Below are 19756 nucleotides of genomic sequence, written 5' to 3'. Positions count from 1 at the left end.
CGAGAAGCAAAGGAGGGAGCGCGTCCAATGACATTCGATTGGTCGTTCGTGCAGCGTTACGCGCCTTTCTTCGTCAACGGCACATTGATGACCTTATTCATATCCGTGTTTGGCATATTGCTTGCCATCGCGGTGGGTCTGGTCTGCGCTGGCGTGGAAATCGCGCGTATCCCGGTCGCCCGGCAAATCGTGAGAATCTACATCGAACTTAGCCGCAATACGCCATTGCTGGTACAGCTGTACTTTCTGTACTTCGGCCTGCCCAAACTCGGCGTAGTATGGTCCGCCGAAACCTGCGCGATAGTCGGCCTTGGATTCTTGGGCGGTTCCTACATGGCCGAGGCAATGCGCGGCGGATTGGAAGCGGTGCCCAACGTGCAGCGCGAAACCGCGTACGTGCTGGGACTGACTTCCACGCAAACCATCACCCGAGTCATTCTGCCGCAAGCAGTGTCCACCGCCATTCCCGGCGTAGTGGCCAATGTGATCTTCCTGTTTAAGGAATCGAGCGTCGTCTCCGCCATTGCGCTCGCCGACGTGATGTACATGGCCAAGGATCTGATCGGCATGTATTACAGCACCTATGAGTCGTTGTTCATGCTGGTCGTGGCCTATCTGGTGATTCTGCTGCCGATTTCCATCTTCGGCACATGGTTGGAGCGGAGGTTCGATTATGAGCGGCGCTGAAATACTGCTCCAGCCAGGCGTATTCCCACGTCTGTTGCAAGGCCTGTGGGTCACCGTGTGGATAGCCGGCGTATCCGTAGGCGCGTCCATCCCGGTCGGCCTGTTGATGGGCTGGTTGATGACACTGAAGAATCCCGTGATCCGGGCCGCGATGCGCATCTACCTCGACTTCATCCGCATTATGCCTCAGCTGGCGTTGCTGTTCCTTGCCTACTACGGTTTTGCTCGATGGTTCGATTGGAATCTCGATGCCACCGGTGCCTGCGTGCTGGTGTTCATCCTGTGGGGAGGCGCCGAGCTGGGCGATCTGGTGCGTGGCGCATTGCAGTCGATTCCCAAAGTGCAGTACGAATCGAGCTACGTACTGGGGTTGAGCCCGTGGCAGACCTTCTCCCGGGTGATTCTGCCGCAGGCTGTTCGCCGTATGCTGCCGGCATCCGTAAACTTGGCGACACGTATCGTCAAAACGACATCATTGGCCGTGCTGCTCGGTGTGGTCGAGGTCATCAAGGTCGGCCAGCAGATTATCGACGCGAACCGATTCCAGTTCCCGACCGGAACCTTGTGGATTTATGGCGTGATTTTCTTTATGTACTTCATCGTGTGCTGGCCGCTGTCCATTGTGGCCCGCCGACTGGAAAAGAGGTGGTCGAATGACTGAACCCGAAACGACCTGCAAGGGTTTCGAGGTGAATCATCTGGTCAAACAGTATGCGAATGCCGACAAGCCGGTGCTGGATGACATCTCCTTCAAGGTGGAGCATGGTTCGGTGCTCGTGGTGCTGGGTCCTTCCGGCTCGGGCAAGTCGACGCTGCTGCGCACCATCGCCGGTCTGGAACCGATTCAGGGCGGCACGATTTCCATCAACAATCAGGTGATCGATGCCGGCAAGCCTGGCACGGAACGAGCCGGACGATCCGACCGGTCCAGTGAACTGCGCACGCGTATCGGCATGGTGTTCCAAAGCTACGATTTGTTCCCGAATAAAACGGTGCTCGGCAACATCACCATGGCGCCGGTGCTCGTGCAGAAACGCGATAAGTCCGAGGTGGAGGCTGAAGCGATCCGGTTGCTTGGCCGCGTGGGACTTGCCGATCGCAAGGACTCTTGGCCGCACGAATTGTCCGGCGGTCAGCGCCAGCGTGTGGCCATTTGCCGTGCGCTGATTCTGCACCCGGAAGTACTGCTGCTCGATGAGATTACGGCGGCTCTCGACCCCGAAATGGTGCGTGAAGTGCTCGACGTGGTGCTCGAACTGGCCAAGTCCGGGCAGACGATGCTTATCGTCACCCACGAAATGCAGTTCGCGCGAGCCATCGCCGACCACATCATCTTGCTGGACGGCGGGCACATCGTCGAGGAATCGTATGATGCGCAGGCGTTCTTCGAACACCCGCAAACCGAACGTGCGCAGCAGTTCCTGCACACCTTCGAATTCGAGTGATTCGATTGTGTCATATCGACGTATTTGAGAAGAAATATCAATAACAACAAGAGAAGGAGAACCCAATGAGTATCAAGGTTGGGAAATCATTCAAAGCACTGATTGCCGCAGGCGCGGCATTGGTAATGGCGGCGTCCATGGCCGCATGCGGTCCGTCGGCAGGCACCCCGAGCGAAGCGAAGTCCTCTGACACTGGCACCAGCTCCAGCGCCAATGCCAAGGCCCGCAGCCTCGACGAGATCAAGAAGAGCGGCAAGATCAAGATTGCCGTCTTCTCCGACAAGGCGCCATTCGGCTACGTGGACAAGGACGGCAAGTACCAGGGCTATGACGTCTACTTCGCCGAACAGCTGGCCAAGGATCTGGGTGTGGATCCGGAATACACGTCGGTTGACCCGGCTGCCCGTGTGGACGTGCTCACCTCCAACAAGGTCGATCTGGTGCTCGCTAACTTCACCGTCACCGATGAGCGCAAGGAGAAAGTCGACTTCGCCAAGCCGTACATGAAGGTGGCGCTTGGTGTGGTCTCCCCGGAGAGCGCCCAGATCACCGATGTCAGCCAGCTCGACGGCAAGACCCTGATCATCGCTAAGGGCACCACCGCCGAAACCTGGTTCGAGAAGAACGCGCCGAACGTCAAGCTGCAGAAGTACGACCAGTACGCCGATGCCTACAACGCGCTGCTGGACGGCCGTGGTGACGCCTTCTCCACCGACAACACCGAGGTGCTCGCCTGGGCCAAGTCCAACAAGGGCTTCAAGGTCGGCATCACCCACCTTGGTGACGACGACACCATCGCGCCCGCAGTGCAGAAGGGCAACACCGAACTGCTGAACTTCGTGAACGACGAGATCGTCAAGCTCGGCAAAGACAACTTCTTCCACAAGGATTACCAGGAGACTCTGGAGCCGGTCTACGGCAACGAAGTCAACCCCGATGACATCGTGGTAGAAGGCGGAGCCGTCTGACGGACAGTCCGGTGGACTGTCCGTAGGCGACGCCGAGCCGCGGCAGCGGCGAGGTGTGTTGGGCCGGTCGTCAGGCCGTCCATTCTTGCAGGACGGAGAGGTCTGATTATACCCGTCCATAACCAACACATATAGCAACGCCGGCCTTCGGGCCGGCGTTTTGCGTTAAGGTCGTAATCGTGCCGCGCGGGGAACGGCTTCGCGCAGATGACGCAACACTTTAAGGGGGTGCGCAATGACCAGGTTCAATACTCAGCTCGTCCACGGACTGCCGGTTGGAGACAACAACACCGGAGCCGTGAACCCGCCGATCTACAATTCAACGACATATGCTTTCGAGAGGGTCGACGCGATGCCCCGTTACGACTATGCGCGCAGCGGCAATCCCACACGTGACTTCCTGGAACAGCAGATCGCCCAGCTCGAGCAAGGAACGCGTGGTTTTGCGTTCGCCTCCGGTCTCGCGGCGATCCACGCGGTGCTGAGCATTTTCAAGCCCGGCGACCGCATCGTGGTCGGTGACAATATTTATGGCGGATCGTATTCCCAGCTCAATGAGTTCTTCACTTGCTGGGGAATCATCGTTGAGGCCGTCGACACTCAGGACATCGCAGCATTGGAGGCCGCCGTCAAGGGCGACCGCGCGAACGGCATCGTGCCTGCCCAAGCCGTCTACTTTGAAACCCTGACCAATCCTCTACTCAAGGTGAACGACGTGCGCGCCATCTCCACGGTGGCCCACCGTTTCGGGGCGCTTTCGATTGTGGATAACACGTTCGTGACCCCGTATCTGCAGAAGCCGCTTGCTTTGGGTGCCGATGTGGTGATTCACTCCGCCACCAAGTATCTGGCCGGTCATTCTGATGTGAACGCCGGTCTGGTGGTCGTTTCCGGTGAGGATCTGGCGAGCCGCGTGTACTTCGCGCAGAACCGTTTGGGTGGTGTGTTGGCTCCTGCTGAGTGCGACGCGGTGCGCCGCGGCATTCAGACGCTGGCCCTTCGCATGGATCGTCAGCAGGAGAATGCCAATGCCATCGCCCGCTACCTGCTGGTGCATCCGCTGGTTAAGGCGGTGCATTACCCGGGTCTGCCCGGCGCAGGCGACCAGCGTCTGGCTGCCAAAGGTCTCAAGGGGGTCGGTGGCGTGTTGAGCTTCGAGGTCGTGCCTGGCGTTGATCCGGCTGACGTGCTCAACAACCTGCACCTGTTCCGTCTTGCTGTGTCGTTGGGTGCGGTGGAGTCTCTTGCCGAGCTGCCGTGTCGTATGACGCATTTCGAACTGCCTCGCGAGGAGCGTCTGAAGATCGGCATCACCGATGAATTGGTGCGTCTCGCCGTTGGCATCGAGGACGCCAACGATCTGATCGAAGATCTCGGCCAGGCGTTCGATATCGCTTACGCCCGTTACATCGATCGGCATGCCGACTTCGACGTGTTCCAACAGCTGACTTCGGGGGTGTTTGCCTGATCTAATACTTTTCTGCCTATTTTTCTACTCCTGGGGAGCGGCGTCGGTTGTGCCACACCGGCGCCGCTTTTTTTATGCTCTGGTTCCGCCTCCGCTGGCAGAGGGCTGTCGGCGTAGCCGACTGGGGTGGTTAAGCGGACCGCCCGCATTATGCCAACCGCGATATCACAGCATCCCCGTTACGATGAATACGGTTTGATAGTGCACCGCGTAAAAGTCAAGCGCGGCGGAACAAAGAAAGGACCTGATATGACCATCGACGTCTACGGTGCCACATGGTGCGGCGACTGCCGCCAGGCAAAGAACACTCTCGACAAACTGGGCGCGGCATACACTTGGCACAACATCGAGGAAGAGGAAGGTGCCGCCGACCGTGCCGTGGCGATCAGCGGCCAGATGCACATTCCGGTGGTGCGGTACGATGACGGCTCGTTCCAAGTGGAACCCTCTGCAGTGGATATCAGGAACAAGCTGCAGGAGCTGGGGCTGCTGGCTGACTAGGAATCCGTGGTCTGAGCTGCATAAGGCGTGCGTCATCGATCGGTCTTGATGGCGCACGTCTTATCTGTTTATGCGGATCAGAGAGTAGGGGGCTTACGCTTCGGTGCCCACTACTGTTCCAGTTGCCGGGCTTTGACCCCAATGCGATTTCGGTAGTCGGCAAGCATATTGGCAAGCGTAACTTCCCTCATGGAATCCGACATGGCTTTGGCCACTGGAGCATACGCATCTTTGAGAACGTCGTGGATATTCCGAGCCACGGGGCATGTGTGATTTCCTCTCTCGTGGATGCCGATCACATCATCGAGGTTCGTGGATTCCACTGCCTGATAGATATCGAGCAGAGTGATTTCCTTGGGGGGTGCGGGCAAGTTCGGCACCGCCGGTTCCGCGTGCCACTGTGATGAGCCCCGCGCGTTTGAGCGCTCCCAAGGCGTTACGAATGCTGACGGCGTTCGTCCCGGTGCTTTCGGAGAGCAGCGCGCTGGGCGCCGATCGTTATTTCGACTATCGCATCGAGAACTATGCTGAAGCTCTTTCTGACGCACCGGTTGACCATGTCATCGACACCTTAGGCGAAACGGCAAAGTTGTTATCCGGATGGAGTGACCGAGCGTCTTTGCGCTGATTGCTGATTTGATATGCGTTATCGCCAGATATGAAAAGAGAACCATGACTCCCTTTTGATGAGATTGTCTGAAGGTCAACGATTGGTCCGGATGCAATATGTGTCCAAGGAAGTTTCTGAAGCGTTGGTGTCGCAAATTACTAAAGGGTTCGGCATCGATGTCAACATAATCTTTGGAGATATCGACATCGTCGCGGATACCCCGATAGGGGGCATCGTGGCCATTTTCGATGGTGAACCGGTACGGATTGACGCGGCTTTGAATTATTTGAGGCAGCGTAATATTGCGGCCGAGGTGCTGAAAGAGGGCTGGGCAGCTTGGTGTGTTCCGGCATTCGGCGGATATTCTATAGCCATTGCTTATAAGCGCGCATTGACAATTGCGATACCGATGTGCCGGTGTCGCGTACCATGACTTGCTAAGTTCGGGAATAGAGTCGAGCCCGCCACAATAGAGCGGCATGAGGAAGAAGGATTAATGGACGTTGATTTCCGAACGCAAGCCATCCACGCCGGCTACGAGCCGCTGGATAACGGCCGTGCCGCTGTGCCGCCAATCTATGCCTCGGCCGCATTCGACCTGGGTGACGCGGCGCGCGGCGATGCGCTCGCGGGCGGTGACATCGACGGCTTCGAGTACTCCCGTGTGGCCAATCCCACTGTCGATGCACTGGAAAAGCGGCTTGCCGCGCTGGAGGACGGTATCGGCGCCGTGGCTGTCGGCTCAGGCATGGCCGCAGCATACTGATTGGATGCCGCACTTTTTTATAAGAAGCCAGCATGCACACATAGTGAACAGTTGTACACATATGCGTACGATGTCTACCGCTTTGTTTTGAACGCTGATACGATGGAAATCACGAGTCGAGGCCGAGGGCGGTTCCGACGTGGGTGAAGGGAAAACATCATGGCCGTATTCTTTGCTGGTCCGCTGATTATCATCGTGCTACTCATCGTGCTGCTGAGTGCCGCACTCTTCGTCGTGCCGCAGCAGCAGGCCTACATCATTGAGCGATTCGGCAAGTTCCTTAAGGTCCAGTTCGCCGGCATCCATATCCGCATCCCGTTCGTGGACCGCATCGCCATGAAAACCAACATGCGTGTCAACCAGCTTAACGTGCAGCTGGAAACCAAGACTCTTGACAATGTGTTCGTCACCGTGGTGGCCTCCACCCAGTTCCGCGTGAACCCGAACGATGTGGCCACCGCCTACTACGAGCTGCGTGACCCGGCCGGTCAGCTGCGCTCCTACATGGAGGACGCGCTGCGTTCCGCTATCCCCGCACTGTCTTTGGATGATGCCTTTGCTCGCAAGGACGATGTGGCGTTCGACGTGCAGAAGACCGTGGGCGCCGAAATGAGCCGTTTCGGCTTCACCGTGGTCAAGACGCTGATCACCGCCATCGACCCGAGCCCACAGGTCAAGAACGCGATGGACTCCATCAATGCCGCCCAGCGTGAAAAGGAAGCCACCCGTCAGCGTGCCGAGGCCCAGCGTATCCAGATCGAGACCCAAGCCGCCGCCGATGCGGAGAAGACTCGCTTGCAGGGTGAGGGCCAGGCCAATTACCGCCGCGAGATCGCCAACGGTATCGTCGACCAGATCAAGAGTCTGCAGGCTGTGGGCATGAACATCAACGACGTGAACAACGTGGTGCTGTTCAACCAGTACCTCGACGTGATGCGCTCGCTGTCCGAATCGAACAACACCAAGACCGTGGTGCTGCCCGCCTCCACGCCCGGCGGTTATCAGGATCTCTACGAGCAGGTCACCAAGGCCATGCTCACCGCTTCCGAGACGAAGTAATCACCCCGTTTGCGAATCCCCATCCATCGATAGTGAAGTCCCTCCAAGCGAGGGACTTCACTATCGCTATGCCTGAAGGAATGCCGGAATGGCCTCGGCCGCCGCGTATCCCTTGCGATACATCATTTCCAGACCCTCGAAGTTCTTTTTTAGGGTGTTGAGGCCATAGAGGTCTTCCGGGGCGAGAATCAGCACGCGGCCTTCTGCCTCGTAATGCTTGGCGAGTTCGAGTTCGTCGTTGTAGGTCTTGTAGCGCATGCGCAGCTTCTCGGCCGCGGCGGGGTGGGAGCGTTCGAGGATGCGGGCCGGAGCCAAATCCTTCTGCTGCTTGCGCACTTCGTCACGCAAGCGAGACAGAATCAGAATCACGCGATCGTAGCCGTCCTCCAGCGCCTTCTGCACCGGCACCGGATCGGCGATGCCGCCATCGAAATACGGCACACCATCCACCACATACGGCTCGCAGGCCACCGGCACGGCGGACGAAGCCTTGATGATGTCGAAATCATCAAAACGCACGCGCGATTTGTCGAAGTACTTGGTCGAGCCGTCCTCGGCATTGCAGGCCACCACGGTGAACCCGGTCTCATTGGCCTCGAACGCCGCGAAATCCAACGGATTCTCGCCATCGTGATTGCTCAGCGTGCCGTAGATGTAGTCGAGGTTGGCAAAGTTGTGGTTCTTGAAGAAGCTTTCCGCACTCGCGTACTCCTTGCGGAAGGCGTACTTGGTGTAGAAGGTGTGGTTGCGGCCGTGCTGGCGTGCGATGAATGAGGTCATATTGGCCGCGCCGGCGGAAACGCCGTAGCACATATCCACGTCGATGCCGTCCTCCAGCATGCGGTCCATAACACCACAGCCGAAAATCGCGCGGAACCCGCCGCCGACATCAATCATCGCCGTCTTTGTCATACCAACCCCCTGTTCACTTGAATCTGGTATGAGCTTACGCGTGCTGCACGGACAACGATATGGGCAGTGTGCTGTGAATTTGTCTGGTTCTTCCTTGGCTTCCCTCAGAGAGGGGAGCCAAGAACGGCTCATACGTTCAGCAATTTGCGTGACAACTCGGCAATCCGTTCGGACGGATCGGAATTGGCGAGCTCCACGCCGCCGGTCGCGTCTTCGGGTGCCAGTTTGCCCAGGGACTCCAACACCACGCCCAGATGGCGCACGGTACCCTCATTGCCGTCGATGACAGCAGCCCGTTCGGGCAGCAGCTCGCGGAAGTAGTCGCGGTAGAACACGAAATGCGTGCAGCCCAGCACCACCGAGTCGATATGCTCCATGTCGTACTGGTCGAAGTAGCCGTGCAGCGTGCGCATCACCAGGTCATGGTCGCCGAGCCGCCCGGATTCCACGATCTCCACCAAGTCGGGGCAAGGCTCCTTGAAAATCGTGTTGTTGGAATCGAATCGATCCATCAGTTTGGCGAACTTCCGCTCACGCAAGGTCAGGGGAGTGGCCGCCACAATCACCCTCTGGGGAATATGATGCGGGTCGGAAGGCACGTCACCACGGTCGCACGCCACTTTCAGGGCCGGCTCCATGCCGATGATCGGAATATCGTAGTGTTCGCGCAAATCGTTCACCGCGGCGGAAGTGGCGGTGTTGCATGCGATGACCACGGCCTTGACGCCTTGACGCACGAACCGTTCGACAATATCGAAACTCAGGGCCCTCACTTGTTCAGGCGTCTTGATGCCGTACGGTGCGTTGGCCGAATCACCAAAATACAGCACATGCTCGGCCGGCATATCCTTGGCGATTTGGCGAGCCACGGAAATACCGCCAAGACCCGAATCGAATACGCCGATTGGAGCCGAAGAGCTCATGCCTGAATCCTCCCTATAGCCATGACTGCAACCGTATGTTGCCGCGACCGATCACAAAGCCGATTGTTTTGCGGTGTTGTTTCGCTCCCTAGAGTACTCTGAAAGCCATGAGTCTTCCGCAACGAGTAACCAAGACACACGCAACCGGCAATGATTTCGTGGTATACCTCGACAAGTCCGGCAAATTCGAGCCTACCGCCGATGAGGTCCGATTCCTGTGCGACCGTCACTTCGGCATTGGCGGTGACGGCCTGATTCGCCTGACACGGCCTGATTTCGTGTCTGATTTAAGCGATGATCAGCTTTCGGACGTACTGGCCGGGGGCGCGAAATGGTTCATGGACTATCGCAATGCGGATGGATCGTTGGCGGAGATGTGCGGCAACGGTACACGCGCCATCACCTTGTTCGCTCAGCGTGAGGGGGTGGCCGACTCCACCGAGCCGTTCCGCCTCGGCACCCGTGCCGGCGTCAAGATTCTGACGCCACGCGGCAATATGAGGCCGTACGGAGCCAACGTGTTCCAGGTCGAAATGGGGGAGTGGAAGATCGGCGAAACCGACGCCTACGAGGTCACCATCCCCGGCACTGAGGGCTCGGCGCGCGGTACGTTTGTGGATATGGGCAACCCGCATGTGGTCGCGGTGATCGAGGATGCCTTCGCGTCCCTGCCAGTGGTTGAATCACTGGATTTGGTCACCAAACCAGTGGTGGCTCCGGTCATCGAATCCGACCAGAACGTGGAATTCGTGCGGGTCGACGACATCGATCAGAGCACCGGCGTGGGTGAAGCCACGATGCGCGTCAACGAACGTGGCTGCGGCGAAACCCTGTCCTGCGGCACCGGCCTGTGCGCCACAGGCATTGTGCTGCGGGCCAAGACCGGCATCAGCCACTGGGACATCACCGTACGTGGCGGCACCCTGCGCGTGGACGTCACCGACAGCGACGTAAAGCTGACCGGAGCAGCCACGCTGGTCGCCGATATCGATTTGTTGTAAAGGAATCAGGCAGCGAACAGGGCCGCGCCTTCGGTGACGATGATGAGTACCACGATCGCCACGATCCACAGTATGTCGACCATGAGGTCGATGTTGAGGCGGTAATACTTATTGAGTCCGGCCGGCACCGCCGCGACCTCAGCCTCACCGTCGCTATCATCAGCCGCCACAGCCTTACGCGACGGCAATCCCTGCACGGCCACGGTCGCATGGCTCAACGCCATGAACTGGATGGTGGTGGAGAACATCAGGGTCAGGCACCACGGGCACAGCGCGTGAATCACGAACAGCGACTGCGTGCTCAGCCAGTACGAGTAAGCCAAAGCGGCCAGTCCGCCCAGCCACGTGCAGGTCGCGAACCAACGCGGCACCTTCACACGCGCCAAACCGATCACCGCGATGGTAATGAACACCGATTCGGCGGCGATGCCGAAGAACGCGTTCGGATAGCTCAGCCCGCCGAACTTCGCGATTTCCGCTTGCCAGGACTGGGCCACCGCCGAACAGGACACCACCGAGTTCAGATCGCAGCCGAGTGCGGACTCCGGATGCCGAGCCAATTGCAAAGTCTCAGCGGACAGAATGAGCGAGGCCCCCAACGCCACTGCCGAGGCAATCAGCATGATGAGATATGTCCAAGTGGCACTGTGGCGCCATCCAATCAACGGTCGTGCCTCCGCCAAGCCAAGCGGCGTGGTGTTCGTGGTGCTGGATGATGTGTCGGTTGCGGTGTTACGAGTCATCATGTCCCTTTCGATAGCGCTGCGCTCCAGATTAGCCTCTGCGGTTGTCAGCTGGGTGCCGAATGTCTGGTTTCGGCCGTTGGCAGAAGGTGACGACCTGTCTGCGCCTTGCGTGGGAATGCTGAAATGAGGTTACGATGGAAGGTATGACTGGATATGTGATGCCTTTGGAACCGCCCGCCGTCGGGTGGGACATCCACTGCCATACCGCCTTCTCGGATGGCACGGAAACGCCGGCCACGTTGGCCGAACAATCCAAGGCATTGGGACTCAAGGGCGTGGCCATTTCCGATCATGACACCACCGCCGGCTGGCCGGAGGCCGAAGCCGCGGCTCATAGGGTCGGTTTGCCGTTGCTCCGCGGCACCGAGATCACCGCCACGGATGAGAACGTCTCCGTGCACATGCTCGGCTACCAGTATGATCCCACGAATCAGCACATCGCGGACTTGTTCGCCAATACTCGAGCCGCACGGTTGCAACGCACGCAGCGCATGGTCGAATTGTTGTCTCGTGATTATCCGATTACCTGGCAATCCGTGCTCGCCCAAGTCAAGGAGGGTAGCAAAACCACCATTGGCCGGCCTCACATCGCTGATGCTTTGGTGAGTGCCGGCGTATATCGGACTCGTTCGGAAGCGTTTGCGGATGCGGTCAGCGCCTCATCCAAATACTATATTCCCACGCCTTCGCCGACCTCTCATGAAGTGGTGGCCGCCGTCAAGGGAGCGGGCGGTGTGATTCTGATCGCCCATGCCGGTGATGTGAGCCGTAACCGCAGACTGTTGTCCGATGACCAGATCGAGGCATTGATCAGCGAAGGACTGGACGGGCTGGAGGTATGGCACCGTGGCAATTCACCGGAGCAACGAGAACGGCTGCTCACCATCTGCCGCCGGCACCAGCTGCTGGTCACCGGTGGGTCTGACTGGCATGGCAAAGGCAAACCGAACAAACTGGGGGAGAACCTCACCGACGAGGCCACTGTCGAAGAGATCGTTCATCGCGGCGTGCTTCCGCTATATCGGTGATTCAGCAATACAAAAGCGGCCTTGAGATAATGCCCAAGGCCGCTTATGCGCGATTCATGGTCACAGCGTGCCGAAGCCGACGGCGTGCTTGGTTTCGGAGCCGATGATCGCGTAACCGAGTGCCTTGGCGGGCACGATGATGCGACGGCCCTTGTCATCGGTCAGATCGATCGTCGCGTTGTCGGCCACGGCCTGCGCGATGGCCTGGCTCACATTGTCGGCTGATTCGTCGGTGCTGAAGTTCACCGGTCGTGCCACGTTCTGAATGCCCAGTTCGATATCCATATAAGGCTCCTTGTTCTGCCGTCTTTGTGACGAACATCATGGTAAGTGGCCGTCGCCGGCCGAGGTTCTGTACTCTATTGTGCCGCGTGTCTGCGTCGTCATGTGCGGTGTTACGCGCTCGGCGTGGCGCGGAACACCGCACACGACATTATTTGGATGATGTGGACGATTCGGCCAGCGGATTGCCCTCGCTGTCATACCCGTCCAACCCGGCACGGGCATCGCGCAGAGCGCGTTCTTCCCGCTCCAACAGCGGAATCACCGTGGTTTGGGCACTCGAGGCTCCGTACTGAACGAGACTGTCCGGAGTATCGTCATTCACCGCATCGTCGGTCGGGGCGGCGGATTGAGACGCAGGGGAAGCGTCGGTTGACGTCGTGCCGCTATGCCCGTTCATACTGAGGAGCTCCTTCAGCGTGATCGTCACCGAAGAATGGGAAGCGCCATGTGAGGGCTGCGGTTTGGTCGATCCCGTACCGGTTGCGATGCCGGAGACATTCGTTTGCGGGTGATTGGCGGTCCGGTCAGCATCGGGTTCGACTTCCGGGGTAAGATCCACGTCGCCAGCGGCCACGATGTCAGCGGAACCGGTGCGATCGGGATCGGGCGTGTCGTCCGAGACCTCGGCCGCCGCGGTACCGGTGTCGGACTGCTGCGGTTGTGCGGGTGCCTGATGACGGTCGTCCTGCAACAATGTGCCGACGGTGATTGTGGAAGGCAAACCGGGCTTCGTTGACGAGGCGGCGGCCGACCCTGCGGCTGGGGCCGGTGCCGGAGTGTGCTTGATCACGCCCAACTGGTGTGCGAGTCGTTCGACCTGTGCCTTGAACTGCATGATGTGATCGTTGTCCGCACGGTTCAACGCCTGAATGAATTCGCCCACCTGTTCCATCTGCAGCCACAGGTTGGCCCTGAGCATGATGAGATCGTCAAGTCGAGAGCCCATCATGCGGCCGTATGCGGAAAGCACGGCGTTGCGATGGGATTCGTCGAGCTTGCCGAAAATCCAGGCAAGGTCTCGTGCCGGATCGTTGACCTGCATATCCTGCCAGTTGGTCACCGTGGTGATGGTGGAACCGGAGAACAGGAAGTCGCCGTCGGAAAATCCGCCGTGAACCGTGCAGGTGGAGAACGACCACAATCCCTCGGTGTCCATGATGCGCGCCCAGCTGTCGGTGATTTCTTGGGGAACATGGCCGGCGGAGCGTAAGCGGCGAATCCAGGCGGTCAGCTGCGAACGAATCTGACCGGTGGTAACTACCGGATATTTGGCATTGGCCAGAAAAGTCGAAGGCAGGCGATGAATGGCTCCGATGGCGGTGCCGACGGCCGCGCAGTCATCCAATGTCAACAGGTCGAGAGGCCGCGCCTGGCCATCACGGTGGACGGCAATCATCACGGTCGTCTCGCCTGTGGGACCGGGCTTGCGCGGGGTCAGCGGTGTGGACTCCGCCTGGGTCTGCTGCCCCACGGCCTGTGCGGTGGCCGTCTGGCCGGGTCGGGAAACGTCTCCCGGGGCGAACGCGACCACACGGTCCATATCGAAGCCGAGGCCACCAGGCTCGCGCGCGGCTGCCAGTGTCTGCGCCGCTTTCACACGGCGAATCAGACGCGTACGCCCTTCCTTGGTATTAGTGGCGTATACGTCGTACAACTTGCCTGAGGCATCTTGGATCACGGTCTGATCGATGCCTTTGGCCTCGTCGGTTGCGCTGGCCTGCACGTTCTCGCGTACGCCGGCCACCCCCAGATTCGGCAGGACGGCTGAGGCGAGTGCCGCCAACATATAATCGCTACGTTTCATCACCCTTCCACACTAATACATCCGTGGCGATTCGCACCGCAGAATGACACGCAAAACGCATGATTCTGGCGATGTTTTGTCGTGAGTCCGATTCAGCCATAGGCATGAGTCGTGCCGTGAGCGCGAATCGTGCCACAATGGACGCATGGAACAGGCGCAGGGGATTCTTGAGGGGCTCGATGAGCGGCAGCGTACCGCCGCGACTACGTTGCAAGGGCCGGTGCGCATTATCGCCGGCGCAGGTGCCGGTAAAACACGCACGGTCACGCGGCGAATCGCCTATGCCTGCGCCACCGGGGCATGGAAGCCGGAGCGGGTGCTTGCCGTCACCTTTTCGGTAAAAGCGGCGGCGGAAATGCGCGCACGATTGGGCCAGCTCGGCGTAGGGGGAGGTACTGGACGTTCCGGTTTGGGTGCGGGAACTGCCGGAGTCACGGCCGCGACCTTCCACTCAGCGGCATTGCATCAGCTCAACAGCGTCTGGGCAGACATATGCGAGGCTCCATTTCCGCATGTGATCGAAGATCAGCGTGACGTCGTCTCCCGCGCGATCATCCGCGCCACCGCACGTACCGATGCCGATCCGCTGACCGTTCGCGATGTGCTCGCCGAAATCAATTGGGCCAAAATCTCGTTGGTGGCGGTGGAAGATTATGCCCGGGCATGTGCCATCGCCCATAGGCAGCCGCCCGCCGGACTCGACACCGCTCGGTTCGCCGACGTCTACAGCGCCTACGAGCAGGAAAAGACCTCGCGTGGCGAAATCGATTTTGACGATATTCTGCTGCTCGTATGCCATATCATGGATGGTTTTCCCGAAGCCGCCGCCCAAATTCGTTCCACCATCGGCTGGCTCACCGTCGACGAGTATCAGGACGTCTCGCCCCTGCAACACAGGCTGCTGACCCTGTGGCTGGGCGGGGGAGGACCTGACGGCAAGAGCGCAATGAACCGCAACGTATGCGTCGTGGGCGATCCGGCCCAGACCATCTACTCGTTTGCCGGTGCCTCCAGCTGGGATCTGCTGCGTTTCGCCGATGAATTCGGGCCGCTCGCCGCCGATGTCAATCTCAACACCGACTATCGTTCGACGCCGGAAGTCGTGAACCTCGCCAACCGGGTGCTTGCGGCCGCGCCGAACCGTGAGGATTACCTGAAACTGGTTTCCGCCCGTGAATCCGGCCCGCGCGTTACCCGAACCGCTTATGAGAGCGATATGGAAGAGGCACAGGGCGTGGCGGCACGCATAGCCCGGTTGGTTGCCAACGGGGCCAAGCCGTCCGATTGCGCGATCCTCACCCGCATCAACGCCCAACAGCCGGTATTCGGTGCCGCCTTGCGCGCTGCGAGACTGAAATATCGCGTCCGCAAGGATTCGGGATGGCAATCATCCGCGCTCGCCGACGATGCCGCGTCCAAACGCGCACTATTGGAGGCGATGGGTTTGGACGCCACCGGACTTGCCGCAAACGACGATCTCGGGGTTACGATTTCCACGATCCACGCATCCAAGGGTCTGGAATTCAAGCACGTGTTTCTGATCGGCTGTTCGGAAGGGCTCTTGCCGTATGGTTCGCCGGAAACGGGGGATGCGCTGGAAGAGGAACGCCGGCTTATGTATGTGGGCATCACCCGAGCTGAGGATTCGCTGCATTTGTCGTATGCACGGACCAAGGATGGTTATGGAGTGCAGCGCAGACGCCCATCACGATTTTTGTGACGGGCGTCTGTAATGCATACTGAATGCTCCTGAACGTCGTTCAGGAGCGGGAATTGGCTGAAGGCCGGTTGACTATGCCTGCGTATCCTCCGAGTTGCCGTTTTCACCGTCTTCGCCATCTTCGCCGAGCAGCTTGGACAGTTCGGCATCCCAATCGATATCGCCGGTCTTGCCATCTGCGGCAGGGTGAGAAGCGGAACCGTTGGCATCGGAAGAAGAACCTGAAGGGGCGTCGGATGACGGAGACGCGCCATCTGCGGGCTTGTCGCCAGGCAGCGAAGGCAGCAGATCGGGATGCGACCACTTGGCGTCACGGCCTTCAGGGCCTTCGGCGGCGGTGATCATCTCCCATAGCCCGGTGGCCTCGCGCATGCGCTTGGGACGCAGCTGCAAACCGAGCAGACTTTCGAACGTACGCTCGGCGGGGCCACCCATCGCGCGCTCGCGGCGCATCATCTCACGCAACTGTTCGATATGAGGCAGATGGGCCATACCGGCGCGCCACACCACGCAATCCACCCAGCCCTCGACCATAGCCAGCAGCGATTCCAGCGAAGCCAGCGCCTCGCGCTGTTCGGGAGTGTCGGGGATGCCGACCTTGGTGAGATTCACCGCGCCGGAAATCGACTCCGGATCCATTGACGTGGCGTCACGCAGCTGTTCCTCCATCGCATCCAGATCAATGGAGATGCCGCGTGCGTACTTGCCGATGAGCGCCTCGAAACGCGGCATCAGCCACGGTACCGAGGCATACAGGCGGGCGTGAGCCATTTCCTGCAGGGCCAGGAAGGAAAGCACTTCAGATTCGGGGATTTTCTCGGTGGTCTCGAATCCGGAGAGCGCAGCCTCGAACGCGGCGGCGTCGGCGGCATCGGCGGAAGCATCAGAGCCGGAGACTTGGGCGGTACCGTCAGTTGCCGGAGTATCGCTGTTGCCGGCCGAAGTGAAGCCAATGGGATTGGCAGAAGCGTCGGTGGATGTGGAGAACGGATTGACCGAGTCGGTTGAAGTGCCGGCCGTGTCGGCCTCGGCCGCAGAAGCCTCACCGTTCAGCATCTTCGCGTATTCGGTGGCGTTCTGGGCAATCAGTCCACCAGCCGGGTTCTTCAGCAACGCGATGCCCTGATCGAAGCTGCCATGCACTTCATGGCTCAGATTGCCGGCCGCATGCCCCAACTGCATGGCAAAGGACGTGTTGCCCAGCAGCTTCATCAGTTGGGCTGGGTCTTTCATACCGTCGGGAATCGGAATCGGCACCGGTCCGGCGAACATGCCGGCAATCTCGCCATCGCCGAACGCGCCGCCAAGACGCTCCGAAATCACCGAAGCCAAAGCGTCGTTCATCGACTCGGCCACAGGAGCTGCGAACTTCGCCCACTGGTCGATGGTGCCCTCCACCCAGCCGGCGCGGGTCAGCACATCCGGATCGCCGGGTGCGGGATTGAACTCGCAGGCGGTATCCAGCCACAGGTTCGCCTCACTCATCGCGCGGCGAGCCGCCTCGCCATCCACGGCGGACACGCTGGATGCAGAACCGGAGGCGTTGGCCTGCTGCAAGGCAATCGACTTGGCGAGCTTGACGTTGATCGGCCCTTCCTCGACAGTGCGCTGCATATCACCCATCGTGTTGAGTCCGCCGGCGCTGAACGCGGCCATCATCTGCTGGACTTCAGATGGATTGGGCAGTCGGCTGGGGTCCTGACTCATCAGCTGTTCACGGATCTCCTCAGGCAACTGGCTGATCTGCTGCCAGGCCATCTCACCCTGAATGGGGCCGAAGCATTTGATCAGCCACTCGTGAATCGCGTTGTCGTCCATGCGTATCCTTCTTTGCCGCGGTGTGTTACCCCAAGTGTAGGGTCTGCCCGGGCCTGTTCGCTTGTGGCCGAGCATTATTTTCGGTTTATGTTCGTTTTCGGCCGATTTCGGCCCTCCGCTTACACTGTAGGGTATGTTTGCACGCCACAGGAATCAGGAACCAGACCTCGTCCAGGAGCAGGAGAGCCCGACTGCGGATTCGGAAGCGGGAGATGAGCACATGCCATCGTTCGAAGTGAAGCATGATTCGCGCCTATCTCGTGGAATCAGCCGTGCTCGGGCCTATGCGGCCGCTCGTTCGAAACGCCATTTCGTCGGTGCATTCGCCGTGTTGCTTGGTGTGGTGATTCTGCTGCTGCCCAGCCCGTACGTCATCGAGATGCCCGGACCCACCCAGGATGTGCTGGGCAAAGTTGAGGATGGTGCGGTTATCGACATCACTGGTACCGGCGTGACGACGTATAAGGATTCCGGCAAGCTGCTGCTGACCACGGTGAACGCGTCCGGCGTGCCCGGGTACCCGATCATCAACGCGCAGGCCGTCTGGGGTTGGGGCAATCCGCAGGTGGAGGTCATGCCGCGTGAGGCCACGGTACCGGTGGGCCAGAGTGCGGACCAGTATCAGAAGAAAGTCGAACAAGACATGGCCGGTTCCCAGGATTCGGCCAGTGCCGTCGGTCTGGCGTATGCCAAAGCCCATGCGGACGAACTGGACATTGACGCCAGTGCATTGCAACACGCCAAGGTGACGATGCACGTGGACAGCATCGGCGGGCCGTCCGCAGGCATGATGTACACGCTCGGTCTCATCGACAAACTCACCCCCGCCAACGAGAGCGGCGGCAAGACCATCGCCGGCACCGGCACCATAGACAAGGACGGCAAAGTCGGCAGAATCGGCGGCATAGAGCTGAAGATGCTTGGCGCCAAGCGCGATGGCGCCACATGGTTCCTGGCCCCCGCGTCGAATTGTTTGGATGTGGCAGGCCGCGTGCCGGATGGTCTGCGCGACGTCAAGGTCGCCACGCTGAACGAGGCGTATCAGGCGTTGGTGGCCATCGGCAAGGGGCAGGCCGACGATTTGCCTCATTGCGAGGCATGACACGCGCGGCCAGTCGTTGTTTCTGGTGAGACGACTCGCATGGGTCTGCCCACAATGCGGCGATTTTCGGCCGCGTTAACGCATTTGTTCGCGAAGACTTGCTAATGTGTCCCCTGTGAATCAAACGGCATCACAGAACGCTGAAGAATTTGGTTTCGAGCCCGGCGATATCGTCCAGGAGTGGCTCTGGGACGACGACGTGGACGATTCCATTCGTGCCCAGATTGAAGAGCTCACGGGCGAGGATCTCGTGGACGAGGACTACGACTCCGCTGTGGACGGCGTCATCGTATGGTGGCGCGACGGCGATGATGAGGACGAATTGTCCGATACGATCGTTGACGCCTACGCGGTACTGGGCAATGACGGCCCGCTGTGGATACTGACTCCCAAGCCCGGCCGCCCGGGTGCCGCCAGCTCGTCCACCGTGCAGTCCGCTGCACAGACCGCCGGTATGAACGCCGCCACCCCGCTGACCGTCAGCTCGGACTGGAACGGCATCCGCCTGCGCGCATTCGGCAAGGGCCGCTGATAAGCCTCAATCAATACGCTTGACTTTAAGCGTGTTGACCGGCGTCGTGTGCTGCGTAGTGCTGCTGGGCGTGACTGAATGTCATTGCGATTGAGCGCTACGGCACGCGTATGCGACACCACGTGTCGCGCAGTGCTGGCCATACGCTATTGTTGTCATTTGCGGGCAATTAGCTCAGTTGGTTAGAGCGCCACCTTTACACGGTGGATGTCGGGGGTTCGAGTCCCTCATTGCCCACTTTCATTTTTCATCGCTTCATGGAATCCCCTCATTCCACGGATATAGGCTGTGACGATATTCCCTGACAGTCTTCGGCAAGGGTTCTGAAATCTCAATGAGATGCGTGCAGAAGGAAACCGGCAGTACTGCTACAAAATCGTG

General features: G+C 59.5%; 23 protein-coding genes and 1 tRNA gene. 16 read left to right on the top strand and 8 right to left on the bottom strand.

The genetic code is table 11. The features are described 5' to 3' along the window. The first annotated feature begins 27 nt into the window (after positions 1 to 27). The 6 genes from BLLJ_RS07085 to BLLJ_RS07060 all read left to right on the top strand — a co-directional run bounded on the left by BLLJ_RS07085 (position 28) and on the right by BLLJ_RS07060 (position 5069). A complete protein-coding gene (locus tag BLLJ_RS07085) occupies positions 28 to 687 on the top strand; it encodes an amino acid ABC transporter permease (RefSeq protein ID WP_007058318.1) in 660 nt (219 codons plus the stop codon). Continuing rightward, the gene (locus BLLJ_RS07080) at positions 674 to 1348 is read left to right on the top strand and encodes an amino acid ABC transporter permease (protein WP_007053272.1); all 675 of its coding nucleotides are present in this window, start codon (positions 674 to 676) and stop codon (positions 1346 to 1348) included. The genes BLLJ_RS07085 and BLLJ_RS07080 overlap by 14 nt, the downstream gene beginning before the upstream one ends. Beyond that, entirely contained in the window at positions 1341 to 2132 is a 792-nt protein-coding gene (locus BLLJ_RS07075; protein WP_007054028.1) for an amino acid ABC transporter ATP-binding protein, read from the top strand. Before BLLJ_RS07080 ends, BLLJ_RS07075 begins: the two co-directional genes overlap by 8 nt. Before the next feature lie 65 nt (positions 2133 to 2197). Continuing rightward, positions 2198 to 3100 carry a cysteine ABC transporter substrate-binding protein gene (locus BLLJ_RS07070; RefSeq protein WP_007054029.1) on the top strand — a complete coding sequence of 301 codons (903 nt, stop codon included), beginning with the start codon at positions 2198 to 2200 and terminating at the stop codon, positions 3098 to 3100. A 235-nt stretch (positions 3101 to 3335) separates the two neighbouring features. Continuing rightward, positions 3336 to 4568, top strand: coding sequence for a trans-sulfuration enzyme family protein (locus BLLJ_RS07065; protein WP_013582844.1), 1233 nt, complete (start codon positions 3336 to 3338; stop codon positions 4566 to 4568). Between the two features lie 249 nt (positions 4569 to 4817). Continuing rightward, the gene (locus tag BLLJ_RS07060) at positions 4818 to 5069 is read left to right on the top strand and encodes a mycoredoxin (RefSeq protein ID WP_007054033.1); all 252 of its coding nucleotides are present in this window, start codon (positions 4818 to 4820) and stop codon (positions 5067 to 5069) included. Positions 5070 to 5179: 110 nt separating this feature from the next. On the opposite strand, the gene BLLJ_RS07055 is transcribed toward BLLJ_RS07060, so the two are convergent. Beyond that, positions 5180 to 5392 carry a helix-turn-helix domain-containing protein gene (locus BLLJ_RS07055; RefSeq protein ID WP_007053277.1) on the bottom strand — a complete coding sequence of 71 codons (213 nt, stop codon included), beginning with the start codon at positions 5390 to 5392 and terminating at the stop codon, positions 5180 to 5182. Continuing rightward, positions 5370 to 5513, bottom strand: a complete 144-nt coding sequence (locus BLLJ_RS11530; protein WP_286112699.1) for a hypothetical protein — start codon at positions 5511 to 5513, stop codon at positions 5370 to 5372. The genes BLLJ_RS07055 and BLLJ_RS11530 overlap by 23 nt, the downstream gene beginning before the upstream one ends. On the opposite strand from BLLJ_RS11530, the gene BLLJ_RS07050 reads away from it, so the two are divergent. The 4 genes from BLLJ_RS07050 (at position 5512) to BLLJ_RS07035 (ending at position 7504) form a co-directional block, all read left to right on the top strand. Beyond that, positions 5512 to 5697: a hypothetical protein gene (locus BLLJ_RS07050; protein WP_007054035.1), complete on the top strand. Its 186-nt coding sequence runs from the start codon at positions 5512 to 5514 to the stop codon at positions 5695 to 5697. The two genes, BLLJ_RS11530 and BLLJ_RS07050, sit on opposite strands and share 2 nt — an antisense overlap. Before the next feature lie 58 nt (positions 5698 to 5755). Then, positions 5756 to 6112, top strand: a complete 357-nt coding sequence (locus tag BLLJ_RS07045; RefSeq protein WP_226784190.1) for an NIL domain-containing protein — start codon at positions 5756 to 5758, stop codon at positions 6110 to 6112. A 63-nt stretch (positions 6113 to 6175) separates the two neighbouring features. Then, positions 6176 to 6445 (top strand): PLP-dependent transferase, encoded by a 270-nt coding sequence (locus BLLJ_RS07040; protein WP_013582842.1) that lies wholly within the window; start codon positions 6176 to 6178, stop codon positions 6443 to 6445. A 159-nt stretch (positions 6446 to 6604) separates the two neighbouring features. After that, positions 6605 to 7504 carry an SPFH domain-containing protein gene (locus BLLJ_RS07035; protein ID WP_007053281.1) on the top strand — a complete coding sequence of 300 codons (900 nt, stop codon included), beginning with the start codon at positions 6605 to 6607 and terminating at the stop codon, positions 7502 to 7504. Positions 7505 to 7570: 66 nt separating this feature from the next. On the opposite strand, the gene BLLJ_RS07030 is transcribed toward BLLJ_RS07035, so the two are convergent. Both BLLJ_RS07030 and murI read right to left on the bottom strand, forming a co-directional pair. Then, entirely contained in the window at positions 7571 to 8416 is an 846-nt protein-coding gene (locus BLLJ_RS07030; protein ID WP_008782662.1) for a patatin family protein, read from the bottom strand. A gap of 128 nt (positions 8417 to 8544) precedes the next feature. Then, on the bottom strand, positions 8545 to 9339 hold the full coding sequence (gene murI / locus BLLJ_RS07025) for a glutamate racemase (RefSeq protein ID WP_007053283.1): 795 nt from the start codon (positions 9337 to 9339) through the stop codon (positions 8545 to 8547). A gap of 107 nt (positions 9340 to 9446) precedes the next feature. Between murI and dapF the strand changes: the two genes are divergently transcribed. Beyond that, entirely contained in the window at positions 9447 to 10340 is an 894-nt protein-coding gene (gene dapF, locus BLLJ_RS07020) for a diaminopimelate epimerase (protein WP_007054039.1), read from the top strand. A gap of 5 nt (positions 10341 to 10345) precedes the next feature. On the opposite strand, the gene BLLJ_RS07015 is transcribed toward dapF, so the two are convergent. Next, entirely contained in the window at positions 10346 to 11083 is a 738-nt protein-coding gene (locus tag BLLJ_RS07015; RefSeq protein ID WP_007054040.1) for a vitamin K epoxide reductase family protein, read from the bottom strand. Positions 11084 to 11220: 137 nt separating this feature from the next. On the opposite strand from BLLJ_RS07015, the gene BLLJ_RS07010 reads away from it, so the two are divergent. After that, positions 11221 to 12114: a PHP domain-containing protein gene (locus BLLJ_RS07010; RefSeq protein ID WP_013582841.1), complete on the top strand. Its 894-nt coding sequence runs from the start codon at positions 11221 to 11223 to the stop codon at positions 12112 to 12114. 60 nt (positions 12115 to 12174) lie between these two features. Here the strand turns inward: BLLJ_RS07010 and BLLJ_RS07005 are convergent, their stop codons facing one another. Both BLLJ_RS07005 and BLLJ_RS07000 read right to left on the bottom strand, forming a co-directional pair. Beyond that, a complete protein-coding gene (locus tag BLLJ_RS07005; protein ID WP_007054042.1) occupies positions 12175 to 12399 on the bottom strand; it encodes a DUF3107 domain-containing protein in 225 nt (74 codons plus the stop codon). A 148-nt stretch (positions 12400 to 12547) separates the two neighbouring features. Then, complete coding sequence (locus BLLJ_RS07000; protein ID WP_013410460.1) at positions 12548 to 14203, bottom strand: phosphotransferase; 1656 nt, start codon at positions 14201 to 14203, stop codon at positions 12548 to 12550. A 145-nt stretch (positions 14204 to 14348) separates the two neighbouring features. On the opposite strand from BLLJ_RS07000, the gene BLLJ_RS06995 reads away from it, so the two are divergent. Continuing rightward, positions 14349 to 15923 (top strand): ATP-dependent helicase, encoded by a 1575-nt coding sequence (locus BLLJ_RS06995; protein ID WP_008782659.1) that lies wholly within the window; start codon positions 14349 to 14351, stop codon positions 15921 to 15923. A 72-nt stretch (positions 15924 to 15995) separates the two neighbouring features. Here BLLJ_RS06995 and BLLJ_RS06990 read toward each other — a convergent pair whose 3' ends face one another. Continuing rightward, entirely contained in the window at positions 15996 to 17741 is a 1746-nt protein-coding gene (locus BLLJ_RS06990) for a zinc-dependent metalloprotease (protein WP_007055437.1), read from the bottom strand. Between the two features lie 220 nt (positions 17742 to 17961). Here BLLJ_RS06990 and BLLJ_RS06985 point away from each other — a divergent pair, with 220 nt between their 5' ends. From BLLJ_RS06985 to BLLJ_RS06975, 3 genes are all read left to right on the top strand, one after another. Beyond that, positions 17962 to 18843, top strand: coding sequence for a S16 family serine protease (locus BLLJ_RS06985; protein ID WP_007056931.1), 882 nt, complete (start codon positions 17962 to 17964; stop codon positions 18841 to 18843). 115 nt (positions 18844 to 18958) lie between these two features. Beyond that, the gene (locus tag BLLJ_RS06980; protein ID WP_007053292.1) at positions 18959 to 19375 is read left to right on the top strand and encodes a DUF3052 domain-containing protein; all 417 of its coding nucleotides are present in this window, start codon (positions 18959 to 18961) and stop codon (positions 19373 to 19375) included. A 163-nt stretch (positions 19376 to 19538) separates the two neighbouring features. Next, positions 19539 to 19612, top strand: a tRNA-Val gene (locus BLLJ_RS06975). Positions 19613 to 19756 lie beyond the last annotated feature (144 nt).

This window comes from Bifidobacterium longum subsp. longum JCM 1217, assembly GCF_000196555.1.
GTDB lineage: Bacteria > Actinomycetota > Actinomycetes > Actinomycetales > Bifidobacteriaceae > Bifidobacterium > Bifidobacterium longum.
Note: the sequence above shows the minus strand (reverse complement) of the source record. Positions and strands in the feature narration are given on the sequence as shown.